Source organism: Rhodobacterales bacterium HKCCA1288, assembly GCA_015693905.1.
Taxonomy (GTDB): Bacteria; Pseudomonadota; Alphaproteobacteria; order Rhodobacterales; family Rhodobacteraceae; genus M30B80.
The window spans coordinates 175,472-195,715 of the sequence record CP065161.1; the positions used below are offsets into that span (position 1 = coordinate 175,472).

Genomic DNA, 20,244 nt, shown 5'->3' on the forward strand with positions numbered 1-20,244 from the left:
AAGCGGGCCTGATTGCCCACAAGGTCTTTTGGTTTTGGGGGTTTTTGGGGCTTAATGCAAGGCTTCCGCGCGAAGGGCACGGGTTCGTGCAATCGCCCATCTGGTCAAGCCGCAGTTTGCGCCCTAGTGTTGCCGTGAAATGACGCTTTCAACCAATGTGAGGATCTTCATGACCCGTCCATCCGCGACACAGTTTTGCGAAATTGATCTTGATGCGCTTAAGGGGCTTTCGGGAAAGATTGCCTGTTTGGCCACGCCAGAGGGTGGTTTGGATGCAGCGGGGCGGCGGTTGAACCGCCTGAGCAAAGGCGCGGTGGATCGGGCCCTTGGCAGCCCTGCATGGGAGGGATTAAACGCGGGCGATGTCATGGTCTTGGCCTATCCTGCGGGCATGGCGGCAGAGGCCGTGTTGCTCCTCAAAACAGAGCGCCGCGTCACCGCACAAGCGGCACGCCGCGCGGGCGCTAAATTGCGGGTCGCGGCGGGCAAATCAGAGTTGCATATCTGTGCGGGCAATTTCGCACGCAGCGCGGATTTGGCGCTTGGGGTGGTCTTGCGGGGCTATGAATTTGGCGATCACAAATCCAAAGCCCCCGAAAGCTATGGCAGCGTCACGCTCTATTGCAGCAAACCTAATGAGATTGCCGCAAAGGCCGCGCCGCTTTTGGCGGTGGCGGAAGGGGTGTTTTTCACCCGTGATCTGGTCAACGCCCCAGCCAATGTTCTGACGACCACCAGTTTTGCCGAACAGCTCAGCGATTTGGCCGCGCTTGGCGTCAAGGTCGAGGTTCTTGATGAACCCGCGCTCGAAAAATTGGGAATGCGCGCCCTTTTGGGGGTTGGGCAAGGCTCGGAAAGCCCGTCCAAGGTTGTGGTGATGGAATGGATGGGCGCAGGTGATGCGCAGCCCTTTGCTCTCGTGGGCAAGGGGGTTGTGTTTGACACAGGCGGCATCAGCCTAAAACCCGCCGCAGGCATGGAAGATATGACCATGGATATGGGCGGCGCAGGTGTTGTTGCAGGGGTGATGAAAGGCCTTGCCTTACGCAAGGCGCGCGCCAACGTGGTTGGTCTGGTTGGCTTGGTTGAAAACATGCCCGATGGTCGCGCGCAGCGTCCTGGCGATGTTGTGGTCTCAATGAAAGGGGACACAATCGAGGTCATCAATACCGATGCCGAAGGGCGCCTCGTTCTGGCGGATGTGCTGTGGTATGCGCAAGAACGCTTTGCCCCACGCGCGATGATAAATTTGGCCACGCTGACAGGCGCAATTATCATTGGTCTGGGCCATGACAATGCAGGCGTTTTTGCAAATGATGATGCGCTTTGCGCAGCCTTCCTAAAGGCCGCGAAAGCCGAAGATGAAGGCGCATGGCCGATGCCATTGGATGACAGCTATGATGACCTGATCAAAAGCCGCATAGCCGATATTAAAAACTCAGGCGGGCGGCCTGCGGGCTCGATCACAGCGGCCAAATTCCTGCAGCGTTTTGTCAAGAAAGACATGCCTTGGATCCACCTTGATATTGCGGGTGTTGCTTCGATTGCAAAGGACAGCAAATACGCCCCCGCAGGGGCAACAGGTTGGGGCGTTTTGGCACTGGATCGGTTGATCCAAGATATGTTTGACGAAGGCTGATGTCCGAACTGTGGTTCTACCATCTGACCCGCTCGCGGCTTGAGCAAGTTTTGCCCATGCTGATTGAGCGCGCTTTGGCGCAAGGGTGGCGCGTGGCCTTGCGCGCGCCCGATGCGCAAAGCGTGGCGCGGATGGATGACCTTTTATGGGCCGCGCATCCGCCCGAGCGTTTTCTGCCCCACGGGGTCGAGGGCGGGGCGGATGCCGAACTTCAACCCATTCTCATTGGCACAGGCGATCTGCGCGCCAATCGCCCCGATTATCTGGTGGCGATTGGCGGGGCCACGATCACACCTGAGGATTGCGCAGGCCTGACCCGCGCTGTTTTGGTTTTTGACGGCCGAGATGAGGCATCCGTCACCCATGCGCGCACCCATTGGCGCAGTTTTGCCGAGGCGGGCCTGCGTCTTCAATATTGGTCGCAGGCCTCAGGCGCGTGGAAAATGGAACGCGAACATCCACAACCTTCGACAAAAGATTGATGTTTCGATGAAAAACCAAATTGCTTTGACGAATTATTAGGATTCCATCCTCTACAACCCTCGTCACCTTGGGCCATGATTGCGCGCCCATCAGTCGTTGAGGAGAGGGTCTGGCCCATGGTTGCCTATGAATTTGATCAACATCTGCCCGAATTCAATTTGGTCGGGGACGACCTAAACCTATTGGCCAATGTGGGCACGCTTATTGTGCCCGAGATTGATGCCGTTCTCTCGGAATTCTACGCCCATGCCTTGAACGATGCCGATTTGGCCAAATATTTCAAAACAGAGGCTTCGGTTGATCATGCGCGCATGGAGCAAAAGGCGCATTGGATCAATCTGTTTTCTGGGCGTTTTGATGCGGATTATTTCGCCTCGGTGCAGCGCGTGGGGGCGATCCATGCCAAGATTGATCTGCCCCTTTTTGCCTATGTTTCCGCCTATTCCAAGGCAACAGGACGGTTGCTTGAGGCGCTGACGCGCAAGGCGCAAGTGCCGCCAAAACGGTTTCGGGGGGTGCGCGAAGCGGATGACCGCTTGGGGCCGATGTTATCGGTTCTCAGTCGCGCCTTTGCCTTTGATATGCAATGCGTGGTGGAGGTGACCATTGGCATATGGCGTGACGAACAGCAGCGCCTTTTTGATCATATGGAGGTCGCAGTTGGCGCCTTGGCCGAAGGAAATCTGGGTCATGTGATCCCTGACCCAGATTATAGCGATTTTCCAAGACGCTATGACCCGATGCGGAGGGATTTCAACGCAACTGTCGCCCGTTTGGCTGCGATTGTGCGCGACATCGGGGCCTCAATGGAAAAGTTGATGTATGAAACCGAATCCGTGACCCGCGCCGCACAGGATTTGTCGGGGCGCACCGCCTCGCAGGCGGCCTCGCTGGAGCAGACCGCAGCCGCGATGGAGGAGTTGACTGTCTCCGTCCAAGGCTCGGCCCAAAACACCCGCGCCGCAGCCGATGTTGCGCGCGAAGCCCGCCAAGAGGTGACCCGCGGGGCAGGGGTTGTGTCCGATGCCGCAAAGGCGATGGAAATGATCAAGCAATCTTCGGATCGCATTTCCCAGATCACTGGTGTGATTAATGATATTTCCTTCCAAACCAATCTTTTGGCTCTGAACGCTGGGGTCGAGGCGGCCCGCGCGGGGGATGCAGGGCGCGGTTTTGCGGTGGTGGCCCAAGAGGTGCGCGCCTTGGCCGCCAAATCCAGCCAAGCGGCGCGTGAGATTGATCAATTGATCAGTGAAAGCGCCGCGCATGTCTCCTCAGGTGTCGGTCTGATGGATGAGGCAGGCAGCACCCTAGAAGGGATCGTGGTCAGTTTCGAAAGGGTATCGGTTTTGGCGGGCGAAATTGCATCGGCGGCGCAAGAACAGTCCCAAGGTTTGGGCGAGGTCAACCTCTCGGTTGGTCAAATGGACGAGATTACACAGAAGAACGCGCAAATGGTGGAGCAGACCAATGACGCGCTTCATAAGCTTAGCCTGCAAGCCAAAGATGTTCAGCGTCTTTTGGGCAGTTTGCAAATCGAACCCAATTCATCCGCCTCAACGGGGACAGGGCGTGGCCCTTCGGCCCGTGGGATTGCGGCATAAAGGATGAAAGCGCGCGGGGTGAGCGGATTGGCCCGCGCGTTAGCGTTCCAAAATCATTTCGCCGTTTTCAATCACGATCCTGCGAAAGCCGTTTAAAAATTCCATCCCAAGTAGGCTGTGATCCATCTCGCCGCCATTGATGACGGCAGCGATGTTTTGCGCAGTGGTTGTGCCCAGGCCAAGCCGCGCTATGCGCACAGGCGCGGTGGAAATGCGCCCGTTGGCCGTATTGGCGCGCCCTGAGAAAACGATGCCTTCAAGATTGAAGCCTGCGCGTGTCGCATCTTGGCGTGATAACACAATTTGGCTTGCGCCCGTATCAATCATGAACAGCACGGGCACATCATTGACCTGCAAGGTCAGATAATAATGCCCATCCATCGCGCGGGACAAAATGATATCCCTGCCAGTGTCGCGCATTTGCGCCAAGCCGCTGGACGCACTGCGAAAATCATTCCAAAGGCCAATGCCTGCGACTGTCCCAATGATAATAAAGAACCACAGCGCGCTATGGCGCAGAAGTCGGCCCAAATTCCGCCGATGTGCTGCAATCGCATAGCCCAGAACCGCGACAAAAATAGCGCCAAGGTAGAAAAGCTGCGGGATATCTTGCAGATCAAAAGCCCCCATCTTGCCCCTCATAACACCTGTAAATCGCGCATCCCATCAATCACGAATTGCACGGAAAGCGCGGCCAAAAGCATGCCCAACAATCGTGTGACCACGTTGATCCCCGTCGGCCCCAAGGCGCGCTCTAACGGGGTGGAGAGCAAAAACAGCGAAAAGACACAGATCAAAACCGCCGCCATCACGCCATGCACCGCCAAAACCCATGTGATGTCGCCGTCCATCTGGCCCGTCAAAAGGATCATGGTCGCCAAGGCACCAGGGCCTGCGATCAGGGGGGTGGCGAGTGGAAAGACGCTTGGGTCGTCCTTATGGGGTTGATCCGCCTGTCCCTGTCGGCGGGCGCTGCGCCGCTCAAACAGCATATCAAGCGCGGTCAAAAACAATAAAATCCCGCCCGCGATGCGAAAGGCTGGCATGGAAATACCAAGGAAGTTCAAAACGGCCTCACCCGCCACGCCAAATAGCGTTAACAGGACAAAGGCGATCAGGGTCGCCCGCAGCGCAATCTTCCGCCTTTCGGCCATGCCCATGCCGCGGGTCAGCGCGACAAAGAGCGGCGCCAAACCGATGGGATCAATAATGACAAAAAGCGCCACAAAAACGGGGATGAGGGTTGCGAATTCCATGCCCTATCCCTGACCTTTGAGGGGGCAAAGGTCAAATGAAATCGGGGGAGGGGGCTATTCTTGCAACGCCGCGTCAAGCCGCGCCTGTGCTGCGACCCAAAGCGCCTCGGCGCGCGCTAATCCTTCTTCGACTTCAGTGAACTTCGCCTGCCATTGCGCCAATTCAGATGCTTTGGCAGCCTCATAGAGCGCAGGATCAGCCAGTTTCACCGAAAGTTTCTCATGCATCTCCATAATCTTTTCGACCCGCGCTTCGGCACGGCGCAATTCGGCGCGTATCTCTTTGATCTCGTCATGGCTTGGGCGGGGCGCAGTTGGTGCGGGCTTGTCTTTGCTGGGTTTGTCTGGCCGCGCCCCCAAGAGGGTGGCGCGATAACTGTCCAAATCGCCCTCATAGGGGGCAACCCGCCCATTTGCGACCAGCCACAACCGATCGGCCACTAGCCCCAAAAGGTGCATATCATGGCTGACCAAGATCACCGCCCCCGAATAGGCCGAAAGTGCCTCGACCAAGGCCTCGCGACTTTCGATATCCAGATGGTTGGTCGGCTCGTCCAAGATGAGCATATGCGGCGCGTCCAAAGTCGCGAGCAACAAGGATAAGCGCGCCTTTTGCCCGCCCGATAATTGGCCAACTTTGGTTTCGGCCTGCGCCGCCGCCAGACCAAACCCCGCAAGTCGTGCGCGGTGGCGTGTTGGCGCCTCCTCGGGGCGCGCGCGGCGCAGGTGGTCAAGCGGGGTTTCGTCCAAATGCAATTCGTCAACCTGATGCTGCGCGAAATACCCGACCCGCAACTTGGAGGAGGCGGTGACACTGCCTGCCATTGCCGCCAATTTGCCTGCAATCAATTTGGACAGGGTCGATTTGCCCTCGCCGTTGCGCCCAAGCAGAGCGATGCGGTCATCTTGGTCAATGCGCAAATCCAGCTTTGACAGCACCGCACGCCCCTCATAGCCAACACTTGCCCCGTCCAGCCGCAAAATAGGCGGCGAGAGCGTCTCGGGTTCGGGGAAGGTGAAGACAGTGCGCGCCGCGTCTTCGGGGGCGCGGATGGGTTCCATCCGTTCCAGCATCTTAAGCCGTGCCTGTGCCTGCTTTGCTTTCGAGGCTTTGGCGCGGAAGCGATCCACGAAACTTTGCAAATGCGCGCGCCGCGCCTCTTGTTTTTTGGCTTCTGCCGATTGCAGCGCCCGCTGCGCCGTGCGGGTTTTGATGAAATCATCATAGCCGCCCGCATAAAGGGTCAATTTTTGATCACTTAAATGCAAGATATGCCCCACCGCGCGATTGAGCAGTCCGCGATCATGGCTGATGACAAGGACAGTGTGCGGATATTTGGCCAGATAAGCCTCAAGCCAGAGCGCCCCCTCAAGGTCGAGATAGTTGGTGGGTTCGTCCAAGAGCAGGAAATCAGGTTGCGAGAAAAGAACGGCGGCCAAGGCCACGCGCATCCGCCACCCGCCCGAAAAATCGGAACAGGGGCGGGCGGTTTCCGCATCTGTAAAGCCCAAACCCCGCAGGATCGTAGCGGCGCGCGCCTCGGCCGACCAAGCATCAATATCGGCAAGCCGTGTTTGCACCTCGGCCATGCGTTCGCCCGTTGCGGTTTCCGCCTCGGCCATGAGGGCGGCGCGCTCTGTATCGGCGGCCAAGACAGTGTCGAGCAGCGACACCGCGCTGCCAGGCACTTCTTGGCTGACGCCGCCGATGCGCGCGCGCGCGGGGATCTCAATCCCCCCCCCATCAAGCGATAATTCCCCCTTGATCAGACGAAACAGCGTGGTCTTGCCCGCGCCATTGCGCCCGACAATGCCCACCTTATGCCCCGTGGGGATGGTCGCGCTGGCCCCATCAAACAGGGGACGACCCGCCATAGAAAAAGAGAGATCAGATATGCGCAACATGCGCGGCTCATGCACGGCTTGGCGCGTGCTGTCAATCGCGGCTTCCCTATTCTGATCCCTCATGTTATGGCCGCGCCAAATTCACCTTCCCATGGAGAGACCAATGGCCGTGCAACGCACATTTTCCATCATTAAACCCGATGCAACCAAGCGCAACTTGACGGGTGCAATCAACGCAAAGATCGAAGCAGCGGGCCTGCGCATCATCGCGCAAAAGCGCATTCACCTGACCCCCGCGCAGGCAGGCGTGTTCTATGCCGTGCATAAAGAGCGCCCTTTCTACGGCGAGCTGTGCGAATTCATGGCGTCTGAGCCTGTTGTTGTGCAGGTTCTGGAAGGCGAAAACGCGATTGCGAAATATCGCGAAGTCATGGGCGCCACTGATCCTGCCGAAGCGGCAGAGGGCACAATCCGCAAAGATTTCGCGCTGTCTAAGGGCGAAAACTCCGTTCACGGGTCAGATGCCCCTGAAACTGCTGCGGAAGAGATTGCCTATTTCTTTGCAGGCCTAGAATTGGTCGGCTAAGCCGATCACCATAGTCCTTGAATGAGGGCCGCATAGCCAATCGGCTGTGCGGCTTTTATTTTGCGCGTAAGCCGAGAATATCCATTTGGCGTTCAAATTCGCTGCGGTCTGGATCGTAGTGGTCATTGCAAATCTGATCAAAACTTGCGCGCAATTGGACTTTTTCAGCCCCTTTGCAATCGTTCCAAGCGCGACCTTGAAGTGCCATATGCAGAACGTAATACATGATAAAATGGGGTGATACCCCTGAGCGTAACAGCGCGATATAGGCCTGATCTGCCCCCAGTTCGCGCAAATCTGAGGCGGTTTTGATCCCAGCCTTACGCAGGCTTTGTGCCATGGCAGGGCCAATATTGCGCAAGGATTGCAGATCATCGGGATCGGATTTTGGCATCTTGATATCCTCGGGGGCGGCCATATGACGTGGCCTATATTATTCATTTCGTGCCACGAAACATGGCGAAACGCGCGAATATCCGCCGATTTTGGCGCGAAAAGTTCCATTTTTGCAAAATGACATGAAAATTTAATATGATTCTTGTATGCGATTCGCGCTGTTGCTGCTATGCGGGGTGCGATTTTGGCCTAGGGGTAGGTCAAACGTCAAAACCCTTGGGGGGCAACTCTGTGGGGAAAACGACCAATTACGATGGTGCCTGCCAGATCGAAAAGGATTGGGCAAACAGATTTGGTGGCATCAAGAGGGGAATAAGATGGGGTTGGATTTTAAAACGACAACAAAACCAAAGAAACGGTTTCGTTTATTGGTCATTTTGGTTGCGATTGCGGCGATCCCAAGCCAATTGGCGGTGGCGGATGTCGGCCATGGTGATCCGCGCGGTGTTGGGTATTCCGCGCAATCGATGTTGTCAGTCGTTGCCGCCCGCTAACGCAGCAGATGTGCGAAGCGCCGTTTGACCTCTCGGGTGCGGCGCCGCGATACAGGAATGTCTTGCCCGTTTACCAAATTCAGCACAATCAAACCATTTTCTGCGCGGGTCATGCCGCGCACTGCGTGATCTGCGATCCAAAATGACCGATGCACTTGCATTCCCTGCAATGGGGCAAGCGTGATCACAGCCTCGGTGAATTTATGCCGCGTCAGAAACGTGTCTGTTTCCGTTACAATCCGCACATAATGTTCCTCGGCCCCAATCATCAGCAGGTGCTGCGCCGCAAGGGTGATCGCGCCGATTTGGATGTCGAGTTCGGCGGTTTGGGAGGGGCCCGTGGTCTGCGGGGCGGTTAGAACTTTGCTCTGCTGCTGAGGTGGCTCATCCAAGGCAGGCAGTGTGGCCCAGATCATTATGTATTCCCCAAGAACCCCGCAGACCATCGCCACGGAAATCTGCCACCAAAGGGGGCTGTCAGTTGGCATGATCAGCGCCCCAAGCGCCGCGCCGATCCCCAGTGATGTCGCAATAATCAGGGTCAGCGGCACGGGGCGTGCAGGGGCAATGCGGGCCAAGCCAAAGCAGATCGCGCAGAGTGCGGGAAAGTAAAGGATCGCCGCCATGCCCCCCAAAAACAGGGTTTGCCCATCTCCCTGTGGCCCAAGATGGAACAGGGTTGCAAGGATCACGTAGCAGGCGATCACCTTTGGTTGTTGCAAGTAGCGCAACAGCGCGGCGGGGGTTGTGCTGATAATCGCGCCTGTAATGAGCCGAAATTGGGCAGGCCTGCGGGCATTTTGAGCCTGATCAAGGACGCGGGATGTCTCGTCCGAGTGCAGCAACCTATCTAAAGAAATCGATTCGGATATTTCGCGCATCTTGATCCCTGGTTTGGAAACAGTTTCCCGAAAATTTAGTAATTATATTCGTATATAAATTATTTATTAAATTGACCTTGAGTGTGCTCACGTCATGAACGGTCATTTTGACGGTCATTTTCGACCATTCACGACAATTTGGGCAAAACTAAGGCAGATGCCTTCTGAAACCGATGCACCCGTTCTGGCGAAACCCGTATCCTGCAAGCGGGGGTTAACTATTTGGGCATATGCCGTGCTGGCACATGTCCAAATGGCTGCGAAGGTGCTGTGATGGACAAGGTGTTTGCGCGGTTTTTTGCGCTTTGCGATGCGGCTGGGGACATGTGCCGCAACAGATCGCGCCGTAAATTGCCCGTCATTGTGGCGGGCGTAGGGCAGGACGCCCTTATTGATGCCCCATTGGTTGGATACGCCTTGGCAACAAAGCATGCCCCGTTGGCTGGTCTTGCGCGCAAGTCCACCAGTCCCGCGGGGCCCGTGCGGGCCGCACAGCCCGTTGTATCTGTAATTCGAGTTGGGAACTGGTGAGATGATGATGGCCCTTAAGACGGATGATTTGAACGCGCATCTGCGCCTTGATTGGCAGGCGGCGCGGTGCGGGGCCGCAATGCGGACCTTGGGGGCCATATCGCCGTCCGTCATTCATGCGGGTTGCGCCGCAGGCATCATCGCAGGCGTAACGCCATGCACCATCCGCCCAAATCGCGCGTCCGAGGAATAAAATTATGGCTCTCCTTAACTTCATCTATGTTGGCAAGTTCCAGGATCTCGATCCGATTGAGGGCGCAGGCAACATTAACGCTGAAAACCAGCAGCTCCTGACGGGTCAGGTTTTCGCGCCGTTGCAGATCACCACATTGGACGCGACCGATCTTGGCACAGGGCAATTGTCGATTGAGGGGCCTGCCACGGGTTTTGGCGCAAGACCACAGCAAACTGTGACCTATGATACAGGCTCGGGCACAGTCACCGAGCGCTTGGACGCTAACGTTGGCGCGGTCGATGTCGAAGTGACGCTCGCGGATGGCTCAACCGTTTTGACCCGCGCTTCCTTTGCGCAGATGACCAATGGCGATTTGTTCGTGGCCGATTGGCAGGGCGATGGCTCGATTTCCAATCTGGGTGAGATCACCTCTATTAGGGTCGTCAATGTCCTCAGCACAGTGCATGACGAGATTTGGTTCTACCAATCTGTCGAAGGGACATCTGTCGCATCCGCCCCGCCGCCACCGCCGCCTTCGGGCAATACGCCGCCTGCCTTTACCAATTTGGTCAACGGACAGGTCATCAACATCACCGAAAACACGAGTTTTGTCGTTGATGCAAATGCCACTGATGTGAATGGCGATGTCCTGACCTATTCGATTTCGGGCGGTGCGGATGCCGCGCGTTTTACAATCGACCCCGCCACAGGCGTTTTGCGCTTCGTCACGCCCCCGGATTTTGAGGGGCAGAACAGCGCCGTTGGGAATGACGACATTTACGATGTCACCATTCGCGTATCCGATGGTCAGGGCGGGTCGCAGGATTTGTCCCTATTGGTCAATGTTCTGGATGTTGCTGAAGGCCCCGTGTTAGGGGATGGCACGGTCAATGGCACATCCGCCCGCGATATCATGACACCAGGATATGTTGACGCGCAGGGCGATGTGATTGATGGCGCCGATGGTCTGGATGACCGCATTTTCGGCGGCGCTGGTCTCGATAGCATCGATGGCGGTGCTGGCGATGACTTCATCGATGGCGGTGACAACACCGGTGCGGACAGGCCATCGCCGGTGGAGGCAGCCTACGAGGTGCTTATTGGCGGTGACGGAAACGACACCATCGTCGTCGGGCCCGAGGACTCGGGCTTTGGCGGTTCCGGCATGGATATGTTCATCGTCGACCGCACGCAGCTTGCCAGTTATGGCGGCCCATTGGGCGGCATCTTCGTTGTCGGTGGTGAAACGGGCGACGATTTCGACACGCTGGATCTGCGCAACGCGGGCAACTGGCGGTTCAGCCAGCTGACCACGAACGGCAACGGGCAGCCTGGCTTCAACGGGGTCATCGACCTATTGGATGAAAATGGCAACGACACGGGCCAGAACATCCAGTTCTTCGAGATCGAGAACTTCCTCGGCACGCCGTTCTCGGGCACGACGCCCCCGCCACCATCCCCCACGGGCGATGGTGTCGTGGATGGCACCGCCGCGCGGGATATCATGAACCCCGGCTTCGTCGATGCCCAAGGGGACCAGATCGACGGCACGGATGGTGTGAACGACACGATCTTTGGCGGTGGCGGCCTTGACAGCATCAATGGCGGTGCGGGCAACGATTTCATTGATGGTGGCGACAACACCGGCGGGGACAGGCCCTCCCCGCTCGAGGCCCCGTACGAGGTGCTGGACGGCGGGTTCGGCGATGACACCTTGGTCGTGGGTGCCGAAGACGCCGCCTATGGCGGTGACGGTGCTGATACATTCATCATCGACCGCGCGCAGTTGGACAGCTTTGGCGGCACAACTGGCGGGATGCTTGTCGTTGGTGGCGAAACGGGCAACGATTTCGACACGCTGGATCTGCGCAACGCAGGGAATTGGCGGATCAGCCAGCTGACCACGAACGGCAATGGTCAACCAGGGTTTAACGGGGTCATCAACCTTTTGGACGAGTTCGGCAACGACACGGGCCAAAACATCCAGTTCTTCGAGATCGAGAACATCCTCGGGACCGAGTTCGGCACCAATGCCGCGCCTGTTTTCACCAATTTGGTCAATGGCCAGACCATCAATGTGGCCGAAAACACGAGTTTTGTCGTGGATGCCGATGCCACCGATCCCGATGGCGATGCCCTGACCTATATGATCGTGGGCGGCGAAGACCAAACACGCTTTATCATTGATGCCAATACGGGCGTGCTGAGCTTTATCTCGCCCCCTGATTTCGAAGGCCAAAACAGTGCCAGCGGCGATGACATTTACCAAGTGACCATCCGCGTCATGGATGGGCGCGGGGGACAACAGGATCTGTCCCTTAACGTCAATGTCACCGATGTGAATGAGGTGACACCTGATGGCACGGTGAACGGCACGGCGGGCAATGATTTCATGCCCATCGGCTTTACCGATGCGCAGGGCGATCAGATTGACGGCGCTGACGGCCTGAACGACCGCATCGAGGCGGGCGCGGGTGATGATACGATCCAATATGGCGCGGGCAATGACACGGTCTTTGGCGGTGACGGCAATGACGTCATCGATGACGCGCCTGGTTTTGGGGCTGATAATGGCAGCAACCTGATCTTCGGCGGCGCGGGCAATGATGTTGTCTTTGACAGCACGGGCAATGACACTGTCTTTGGCGGCGATGGCAATGATTTCATCGGCCTCGAAAGCGGTGGCAACGATTCCGCCGATGGCGGTGCGGGCAATGACCGCATCGAAGGCGGCGCGGGCAATGACACGCTGACCGTTGGGGCGGGGGATTCCATCTTTGGTCAGGATGATGCCGATACCTTTGTCGTGGATCGCACGCAGCTGGATGCGAATGGCCTGACGGCGGCGAATATGACCGCCGATGGTGGCGCGGGTGGTTTGGATGCTGACGTTCTTGATCTGCGCAACGCAGGCAATTGGCGCATCATCAACCAAGTGCCAGATTCAGATGGCAATGGCACCAATGGCACGGTCGAATATCTGGACGGGGCGGGCAATCCCACGGGTCAGGTTCTGAATTTCACCAACATTGAAACCATTTTGGGCTCGCCCTTTACGGCGCCGAACCAAGCGCCAACCTTCACCAATGTTTCGAATAACCAGACGATCAGCATCCCTGAGAACACGAGTTTTGTGGTTGATGCTGATGCCACAGACCCTGATGGCGATGCGCTGACCTATTCGATTGTCGGAGGTGAAGATCAAGCACGGTTTGCGATTGATCCCACGACAGGCGCGCTAAGTTTCACAAGCGCCCCCGATTTCGAGGGTCAGAACAGCGTCAGCGGCGATGATGTGTATCAGGTCACAATCCGCGTTGCAGATGGGCGCGGCGGGGCGCAGGACGTTACGCTGAACGTCAACGTCACCGATGTGCCCGAGGGGCCAGGCCCTGACGGCACGGTGAACGGCACCGCGGGCAATGACAACATGCCTGTGACCTTTGTCGATGCGCAAGGTGACCAGATTGATGGCACCGATGGGCTCAATGATCTGATCGATGCGGGCGCGGGCAATGACACGGTCAATGCGGGCGTAGGCAATGACACGGTCGATGGCGGGATTGGCGATGATCAGCTGACAGGTGGCGATGGCAATGACCGTTTGATCGGCAATGACGGCAATGACACGCTGCTTGGTAATTTCGGCGAAGATACCTTGCTCGGCGGTCAGGGCGATGACTTCATCGGAGGGCTGGGTGGATTTGGCAATGACACGCTGACGGGCGGCGCAGGCAATGACACCTTGTCGGGCGATTTCGGCAATGACACGTTGACAGTGGGTGCAGGCGATAGCGTCTTGGGCGGCGATGATGCCGATACCATTATCGTGGATCGTCTTCAGCCCGATGCCAATGGCCTGACGGCGGCGAATATGACCGCCGATGGTGGTTCGGGCGGTTTGGATGCTGACGTTCTTGATCTGCGCAACGCAGGCAATTGGCGCATCATCAACCAAGTGCCTGACACCGATGGCAATGGCACCAATGGCACGGTTGAATATCTCGATGGTTCAGGCACGCCCACGGGGCAGGTGCTGACCTTCACCAATATCGAAACCATTTTGGGCTCACCCTTTGTGCCCACGAACCAAGCGCCTTTGTTCACCAATGTAGCGAATAACCAGACAATCAGTATCCCTGAGAACACGAGTTTTGTGGTTGATGCTGATGCGTTCGATCCCGATGGCGATGCGCTGACCTATTCGATTGTTGGCGGTGAAGATCAGGCACGATTTGCGATTGACCCTACGACAGGCGTGCTGAGTTTCACAAGCGCCCCCGATTTCGAGGGGCAAAACAGTGCCAGTGGGGATGATATCTATCAGGTGACGATCCGCGTTGCTGATGGCAATGGCGGCCAGCAGGATGTCACGTTGAACGTCAATGTCACTGATGTGGTCGAGGCCAATGGCACGATTGATGGTCTGAACACGGGCGAGGCTATGCCTGTTGGCTATGCGGATGCGGATGGGGATGTGATCACCGAAGGCGCAGATAGCATTTTGGCCAATGGCGGTGATGACACGGTCAGTGCGGGTGGCGGTAACGACACCGTTGATGGCGGCACAGGCAATGATGTGATTGATGGCGGCGCGGGGGATGACAGTCTCTCGGGCGGCGATGGAAATGACACGCTTGGCGGCGGTCTAGGTAATGACAGCCTTGTGGGTGGTCTTGGCAATGACGTTCTTGGCGGTGGTGTGGGCGCGGATACGCTTGAGGGCGGTTTGGGCAATGACCGTCTTGAGGTTGGCGGTCTGGACCAGGCGCTTGGCGGCGATGGGGATGATGTCTTTGCGCTGGACGTGATTGACCTTGCTGGCGATGTCGCAGCCACGGTGACGGGCGGCGAGACGGGCGAGGTTTTGGGCGACACGCTGGATCTCTCGAACAGCTTGGAGCCTGTCTCTGTGACCTTCGGGACGAACCCTGACTCTGGCACGGTGAATGGCATCGATGTTGATGCGGGTGTGGATATCACCTTCTCTGAGATTGAGAAGGTTGTGACCACAGATGGCAATGACACGCTGGACGGGGGTGCCGCGACAGGGCCACTGAACATTGATGCGGGCACGGGGGATGACAGTGTCACAGGCGGCGCAGGCAATGACACGGTTGCGGCGGGCGTTGGCAATGATGTGGTTGCTGCGGGGGGCGGCAATGACAGTGTTGATGGCGGCGCAGGCAATGATGTGCTTGACGGCGGCGCGGGGGATGACACGCTTGATGGCGGTCTAGGCAATGACAGCCTTGCGGGCGGTCTTGGCAATGACGTGCTTGCTGGGGGTGAAGGGTCTGACACGCTTGTGGGTGGCGCAGGGGATGACGCGCTGATCGGCGGCGCGGGGGATGATCTGTTGCTCCTTGGCGCGGGCGATCTGGCGCAGGGCGGTGATGGCGATGACATTTTCCGCATCGACCCAAGCCTGCCTGGCACAGGGCCGATCCTGATTGTGGGCGGCGAGGGGGCCGAGGATCTGAGCGATCCGACAAATGGCGGGTCAGGCGATGTGCTTGATCTGCGCGGCCTTGGCGCTGTGACGATCACCCCCGATGCACCCGGGGCCGAGTCTGGCACCGTGACCTATACCAATGCAGCAGGCGATCCCGTCACGATCTCTTATTCAGAGATCGAGACAATCCTCACCGATGCCAATGGCACGATTGATGGTCTGGACACGGGCGAGGCTATGCCTGTTGGCTATGCAGATGCGGATGGGGATGTGATCACCGAAGACGCAGATAGCATCTTGGCCAATGGTGGCAATGACACGGTCAGCGCGGGTGGCGGTAACGACACCGTTGATGGTGGCACAGGCGATGATGTCATTGACGGCGGCGCGGGCGATGACAGTCTCTCAGGCGGCGATGGCAATGACACGCTTTTCGGGGGAGACGGGTCTGACACGCTGATTGGCGGTTTAGGGGCCGATACGCTTTCTGGCGGAGCAGGCGATGATGCCATCGGGGTCGGTGGTCAGGATGTTGCCCTTGGCGATGCGGGCGATGACCGCTTTTTCTTGGATATTACCGATCTTACGGGCGATGTGTCTCTGACGGTTTCGGGCAGCTCGCTTGGCGAAGATCTGACGGATACGACCAATGGCGGCGCGGGCGATATCCTTGATCTGTCGCTTGCCCCAAATGCTGTGCGCATCACGCTGCAAAGCAACCCAGAAAACGGCAACGTTGATGGGCTTGATGCCGACACCCTGGCCGATATCGGCTTTAGTGATATTGAAAATATCTTCGCCACCGATTTCGCTGATACGATTGACGGCGCGGTTGCGACAGGGGGGATTACAATCGACACCCGCGCAGGCGATGATGTGATCACCACAGGCGGTGGTTCAGATCGGGTGACCGCGGGGGATGGCAATGACATCGTCATTGCAGGCGGCGGCAATGACACAGTCTTTGGTGGCACAGGTAATGACGTTTTGGCCGGTGACGCAGGCCGCGACACGCTAGAGGGCGGTGCAGGCAATGACAGTCTGCAAGGCGGTGACGATGCCGATCAATTGGCAGGTGGCCTTGGCGCAGATACGCTTGAGGGTGGCGCGGGCGATGATCTGGTCTTTGTCGGTGGGTTAGATCAGGCTTTTGGCGGCGCGGGCGATGATATCTTTCACCTTGATGTCATTGATTTGGGCGGCGATGTTGCGGTTACCCTCACGGGGGGGGAAGCGGGCGAAGACCTCAGCGACCCCACCAATGGCGGCAGTGGCGATGTGCTTGACCTCTCGCTCAGCCTTGATCCTGTTGAGGTGATTTTCGGCAGCACCGCCGAAACAGGCACCGTCAACGGGATTGATGTCGATGGCACGCCAGACATCTTCTTTTCCGAGATTGAAAAGGTCATCACCACAGATCTGGACGACACGATTGATGGAAGTGCGGCAACGGCCGCCATCCATGTCGAAACAGGCGCGGGCAATGACACGATCACGGGCGGCGCGGGCAATGACACCCTGATTGCGGGCGCAGGCAATGACCTGTTGAATGTTGGGGCTGGCGATGCGGCTTTTGGCGGCGATGGCGATGATCGCTTCTTTATTGATGCCGCTCTCTCTGGCACGGACAGCTTAACCATCACAGGCGGCGAAGGCGGCGAGATCGGCTTGGGCGATATTCTCGATCTGTCGGGGCTGAACCCCGCCGATGTGAACATCACCTTCAGCGATCCCGCCAGTCAAAGCGGCACGCTGACCTATCTCAATTCCTTTGGCCAAAGCGTGACCGTCACGTTCTCCGAGATTGAGCGCATCATCTGCTTTTGTCCCGATACCCTGATTGATACCCAAGATGGCCCGCGCGCGGTGCAGGATTTGACCATCGGCACCAAGGTTTGGACGCAGGATCATGGCTATCAACCTCTGCGGTGGATTGCACAGCGCCGCATCCCGCAAAAGGTGGCGCTGCAGCATCCCAATCTGTGGCCCATTCGCATCAAGGCAGGCGCGATGGGGCAGGGTTTGCCGACACGCGATTTGATGGTCTCACCCCAGCATCGCGTTTTGCTGCGCTCGCGCGTGGCGCAACGGATGTTTGACTGTGACGAAGTTTTATTGGCCGCCAAGCATTTGACCGCCCATGCGGGCATTGATCAAATTCGCCCCGAGGCAGGCATCGAATATCGGCATTTCATGTTCGACAACCACGAATTGGTCGCATCAAACGGGCTGCTGACCGAGTCGCTCTTTACAGGCCCCGAGGCGGTCAAAGCCATCCCCGCAGAGGCACGGGACGAGCTGTTCACCCTCTTCCCCGATTTGCGTCATATCGAAGACTGCCCCGCAGAGCACAAAGCCCCCGTGCGCCCCGTGCCACGCGGCGCAGCCGGCCGACGCTTGGTCGAACGCCACATCCGCAATCAAAAAGAATTGGTCATGCGCGCATAAACTAGGCCACGCCTTTAGAACGCCGCGCTGCAACGGGTCTGCCAATTTAAATTTCAGGAAAATTGGCTCCGGCGGTAGGGATCGAACCTACGACCAATTGATTAACAGTCAACTGCTCTACCGCTGAGCTACGCCGGAACACGTTGGGCCGTATAGCAAGACGATTTTTGCGCGTCCAGTGCTTTGGGGCGAAAAAATCGTTCTTTGGATCAAATTCTGGAAAAACCTGCCTCGGCGCTGAGGGGGCTATCTGGTTTTGCTTGGTTTTCTTCAATCAATCCAATGAGATGCGCCAAAATGTTGCGCTCAGCCATCGGGTGCAGCAGGGGCTGAAGATCGGGGTAGATTTCCGCACGCAGGCTGCTGAGGCTGCGCGGGTTTGCTGTGAGGGCAGAAAGAATCTGGCCGTGTCGCATCGCGCGATGGGCGCGCAACTCGGCACAGCGCGCGCGGGGGTTCGCAATCGCGGCCCCATGGGCGGGCAAAAGCCGTTTTGGCCCGCGCGCCTCGATCGCGGCGAGCGAGGTCAAATAGGCCCCCAAATGACCATCAGGCGGGGAAATCAAGGTGCTTGACCAATCCATGACGATATCGCCGCAAAATTCGACATCTTGCCATGCGACATTCATATGATTGCCCATATGTCCGGGGCTGTGATGGGCAGTGATGCGCCAGTCTTCTGTCTCGATCACGGCCCCATCGGGCAGGGCAATGTCGGGGATGAAGCCGTGATCCACCCCCTCGCCACCGCCCAGATCAGGCAGCGTGCTGCGCCCCATATCCCATGGGCCTGCCGCCAAAATGGGCGCCTGTGTCGCCGCGGCCAAAGGGCGGGCGAGGGCGCTGTGATCTAAATGGGCATGGGTGACAAAAATATGGGTGATCCGCCCGCCCTGCGGCACGGCCGCGAGGATAGCAGCCAAATGCTGGTCTGATGCAGGCCCGGGGTCAATCACGGCGATAGAGCTTTCCCCCAGCATATAGGTCAATGTGCCTTCTGCCGTCATGGGCGAAGGGTTTGGGGCGCAGATGCTGCGCAAAAGTGAGCCATGCTCGGTCATCATCGGGCGTGTTTTTCCTTTGGCGCTTTGCGCGGGCCGCGGCTATAGATGGCCTATGTTGACGCGATTGATCAAGAAAATGCTGCCACGCGGCCTTTATGGGCGGGCTGCGCTGATCATGCTTGTGCCAATTTTGACGATCCAGCTTGTGGTTTCTGCGGCGTTTTTGCAGCGCCATTTTGACGGGGTGACGCGTCAGATGATGGAGGGGTTGGCGGTTGAGCTGCGCTTTATCATCCAAGAGATTGAGCGCGGCGGGATTTGGGCAGGTCGCAGTGTGGCCGCCCCGCTTGAGATCAGCCTTTTTGAGGGTGGGGACAAGCCATTTGAGGGCGGTGGACTGGAGGCGCGCGCCTTTTATGACCTCTCAGGGCGCAGTGTGATTGAGGTTTTGCGCCGTGCGGTGCCTGAGGTGACATGGATTGATCTGATCACCGATGATCGCAAAGTGATGATCGGGCTGCGTCTTGCCGATGGCACGCGCGTGGATGCCGAGATTGCACGGCGGCGTGTATCGGCCTCGAACCCGCATCAATTGTTGGTCTTGATGGTGTTTACGGGCATTTTGATGACTACTGTGGCGTTTCTCTTTCTACGCAACCAACTGCGCCCCATTCGCCGCTTGGCGCGGGCGGCAGAGGATTTCGGCAAAGGCCGCATCGTGGATTACAGCCCCGCAGGGGCATTGGAGGTGCGCAGTGCGGGCCGCGCCTTCCTCGATATGCGCAATCGTATTGAAAACCAGATCGAGCAGCGCACCATGATGCTCTCAGGTGTCAGTCATGATTTGCGCACCCCGCTGACGCGGATGAAATTGGGTCTCAGTGTCATGGAGGAAAGCGAAGATGTGACGGCCCTGCGCCGTGATGTCGAGGAGATGGAAACCCTGCTCGAGGCGTTTCTTGATTTCGCGCGTGGCGATGCATTGGATGATTTGGCGGAATTGGATATTGATAAATTCCTGCGCGAGATTGTCTCGGATGCCACGCGGTCAGGGGCGCAGATCAACTTTGCCCATTCTTCGAACAGTGGGATGCTTCAGGATTATACGGCCACATTCCGACCTGCGGCGCTGCGCCGTGCGCTTGGCAATTTGATTTCAAATGCGCAGCGATATGGCAGCGAGGCGCGTGTGACCTTGTCGCTTACGCCGCGCCAATGGCGCATTTCTGTGGAAGATGACGGGCCAGGCATCCCCGCAGATCAGCGCGAGGAGGCGATGCGCCCCTTCGTGCGGTTGGATGTGGCGCGAAACCAAAATCGCGGCTCGGGCGTTGGATTGGGTTTGGCGATTGCGCAAGATATTGCACGACGGCATGGCGGGCGGCTGACTTTGGGGAAAAGCGCCGATCTGGGCGGATTGAAAGCAGACATCATTCTACCGCGATAG

The 20,244-nt window shown here is 57.8% G+C and carries 15 protein-coding genes and 1 tRNA gene; 9 read left to right on the plus strand and 7 right to left on the minus strand.

From position 1 onward, the window contains the following. The first annotated feature begins 169 nt into the window (after positions 1–169). From I3V23_00890 to I3V23_00900, 3 genes are all read left to right on the plus strand, one after another. Positions 170–1,639: a leucyl aminopeptidase gene (locus I3V23_00890; GenBank protein ID QPI85606.1), complete on the plus strand. Its 1,470-nt coding sequence runs from the start codon at positions 170–172 to the stop codon at positions 1,637–1,639. Beyond that, the gene (locus I3V23_00895) at positions 1,639–2,121 is read left to right on the plus strand and encodes a DNA polymerase III subunit chi (protein QPI85607.1); all 483 of its coding nucleotides are present in this window, start codon (positions 1,639–1,641) and stop codon (positions 2,119–2,121) included. Before I3V23_00890 ends, I3V23_00895 begins: the two co-directional genes overlap by 1 nt. Positions 2,122–2,238: 117 nt before the next feature. Further along, complete coding sequence (locus I3V23_00900) at positions 2,239–3,726, plus strand: globin-coupled sensor protein (GenBank protein QPI85608.1); 1,488 nt, start codon at positions 2,239–2,241, stop codon at positions 3,724–3,726. A gap of 39 nt (positions 3,727–3,765) precedes the next feature. On the opposite strand, the gene I3V23_00905 is transcribed toward I3V23_00900, so the two are convergent. From I3V23_00905 to I3V23_00915, 3 genes are read right to left on the minus strand one after another with little or no spacing between them, the layout of a single operon-like run. Continuing rightward, positions 3,766–4,356 carry a TIGR02281 family clan AA aspartic protease gene (locus I3V23_00905; protein QPI85609.1) on the minus strand — a complete coding sequence of 197 codons (591 nt, stop codon included), beginning with the start codon at positions 4,354–4,356 and terminating at the stop codon, positions 3,766–3,768. An 8-nt stretch (positions 4,357–4,364) separates the two neighbouring features. Next, complete coding sequence (locus I3V23_00910; GenBank protein QPI85610.1) at positions 4,365–4,982, minus strand: MarC family protein; 618 nt, start codon at positions 4,980–4,982, stop codon at positions 4,365–4,367. Positions 4,983–5,036: 54 nt separating this feature from the next. After that, a complete protein-coding gene (locus tag I3V23_00915) occupies positions 5,037–6,887 on the minus strand; it encodes an ABC-F family ATP-binding cassette domain-containing protein (protein QPI86617.1) in 1,851 nt (616 codons plus the stop codon). A gap of 103 nt (positions 6,888–6,990) precedes the next feature. On the opposite strand from I3V23_00915, the gene ndk reads away from it, so the two are divergent. Continuing rightward, positions 6,991–7,413, plus strand: a complete 423-nt coding sequence (gene ndk / locus I3V23_00920) for a nucleoside-diphosphate kinase (protein ID QPI85611.1) — start codon at positions 6,991–6,993, stop codon at positions 7,411–7,413. Between the two features lie 55 nt (positions 7,414–7,468). On the opposite strand, the gene I3V23_00925 is transcribed toward ndk, so the two are convergent. Further along, a complete protein-coding gene (locus tag I3V23_00925) occupies positions 7,469–7,807 on the minus strand; it encodes a TfoX/Sxy family protein (GenBank protein ID QPI85612.1) in 339 nt (112 codons plus the stop codon). 319 nt (positions 7,808–8,126) lie between these two features. Here I3V23_00925 and I3V23_00930 point away from each other — a divergent pair, with 319 nt between their 5' ends. Beyond that, on the plus strand, positions 8,127–8,303 hold the full coding sequence (locus tag I3V23_00930; protein QPI85613.1) for a hypothetical protein: 177 nt from the start codon (positions 8,127–8,129) through the stop codon (positions 8,301–8,303). On the opposite strand, the gene I3V23_00935 is transcribed toward I3V23_00930, so the two are convergent. Beyond that, positions 8,300–9,184 (minus strand): LytTR family transcriptional regulator, encoded by an 885-nt coding sequence (locus tag I3V23_00935; protein ID QPI85614.1) that lies wholly within the window; start codon positions 9,182–9,184, stop codon positions 8,300–8,302. The genes I3V23_00930 and I3V23_00935 overlap by 4 nt on opposite strands. Before the next feature lie 273 nt (positions 9,185–9,457). Between I3V23_00935 and I3V23_00940 the strand changes: the two genes are divergently transcribed. From I3V23_00940 to I3V23_00950, 3 genes are read left to right on the plus strand one after another with little or no spacing between them, the layout of a single operon-like run. Continuing rightward, positions 9,458–9,715, plus strand: a complete 258-nt coding sequence (locus tag I3V23_00940; protein QPI85615.1) for a hypothetical protein — start codon at positions 9,458–9,460, stop codon at positions 9,713–9,715. Between the two features lies 1 nt (position 9,716). After that, on the plus strand, positions 9,717–9,908 hold the full coding sequence (locus tag I3V23_00945) for a hypothetical protein (protein ID QPI85616.1): 192 nt from the start codon (positions 9,717–9,719) through the stop codon (positions 9,906–9,908). 4 nt (positions 9,909–9,912) lie between these two features. Next, positions 9,913–17,793, plus strand: coding sequence for a Hint domain-containing protein (locus I3V23_00950; GenBank protein ID QPI85617.1), 7,881 nt, complete (start codon positions 9,913–9,915; stop codon positions 17,791–17,793). A gap of 63 nt (positions 17,794–17,856) precedes the next feature. Here I3V23_00950 and I3V23_00955 read toward each other — a convergent pair. After that, positions 17,857–17,931, minus strand: a tRNA-Asn gene (locus I3V23_00955). Positions 17,932–18,002: 71 nt separating this feature from the next. Continuing rightward, a complete protein-coding gene (locus I3V23_00960; GenBank protein QPI86618.1) occupies positions 18,003–18,854 on the minus strand; it encodes an MBL fold metallo-hydrolase in 852 nt (283 codons plus the stop codon). Positions 18,855–18,912: 58 nt separating this feature from the next. Here I3V23_00960 and I3V23_00965 point away from each other — a divergent pair, with 58 nt between their 5' ends. Beyond that, positions 18,913–20,244, plus strand: a complete 1,332-nt coding sequence (locus I3V23_00965) for a HAMP domain-containing protein (GenBank protein ID QPI86619.1) — start codon at positions 18,913–18,915, stop codon at positions 20,242–20,244.

What these genes read in the sequence shown, in the direction of transcription:
- I3V23_00900 (QPI85608.1), top strand. Translation starts at nt 2,239, where the DNA reads ATGGTTGCCTATGAATTTGATCAACATCTGCCCGAATTCAATTTGGTC.
- I3V23_00950 (QPI85617.1), top strand. Translation starts at nt 9,913, where the DNA reads ATGGCTCTCCTTAACTTCATCTATGTTGGCAAGTTCCAGGATCTCGAT.
- I3V23_00935 (QPI85614.1), bottom strand. Translation starts at nt 9,184, where the DNA reads ATGCGCGAAATATCCGAATCGATTTCTTTAGATAGGTTGCTGCACTCG.
- I3V23_00925 (QPI85612.1), bottom strand. Translation starts at nt 7,807, where the DNA reads ATGCCAAAATCCGATCCCGATGATCTGCAATCCTTGCGCAATATTGGC.
- ndk (QPI85611.1), top strand. Translation starts at nt 6,991, where the DNA reads ATGGCCGTGCAACGCACATTTTCCATCATTAAACCCGATGCAACCAAG.
- I3V23_00910 (QPI85610.1), bottom strand. Translation starts at nt 4,982, where the DNA reads ATGGAATTCGCAACCCTCATCCCCGTTTTTGTGGCGCTTTTTGTCATT.
- I3V23_00940 (QPI85615.1), top strand. Translation starts at nt 9,458, where the DNA reads ATGGACAAGGTGTTTGCGCGGTTTTTTGCGCTTTGCGATGCGGCTGGG.
- I3V23_00930 (QPI85613.1), top strand. Translation starts at nt 8,127, where the DNA reads ATGGGGTTGGATTTTAAAACGACAACAAAACCAAAGAAACGGTTTCGT.
- I3V23_00905 (QPI85609.1), bottom strand. Translation starts at nt 4,356, where the DNA reads ATGGGGGCTTTTGATCTGCAAGATATCCCGCAGCTTTTCTACCTTGGC.
- I3V23_00945 (QPI85616.1), top strand. Translation starts at nt 9,717, where the DNA reads ATGATGATGGCCCTTAAGACGGATGATTTGAACGCGCATCTGCGCCTT.
- I3V23_00915 (QPI86617.1), bottom strand. Translation starts at nt 6,887, where the DNA reads ATGTTGCGCATATCTGATCTCTCTTTTTCTATGGCGGGTCGTCCCCTG.
- I3V23_00890 (QPI85606.1), top strand. Translation starts at nt 170, where the DNA reads ATGACCCGTCCATCCGCGACACAGTTTTGCGAAATTGATCTTGATGCG.
- I3V23_00960 (QPI86618.1), bottom strand. Translation starts at nt 18,854, where the DNA reads ATGACCGAGCATGGCTCACTTTTGCGCAGCATCTGCGCCCCAAACCCT.
- I3V23_00895 (QPI85607.1), top strand. Translation starts at nt 1,639, where the DNA reads ATGTCCGAACTGTGGTTCTACCATCTGACCCGCTCGCGGCTTGAGCAA.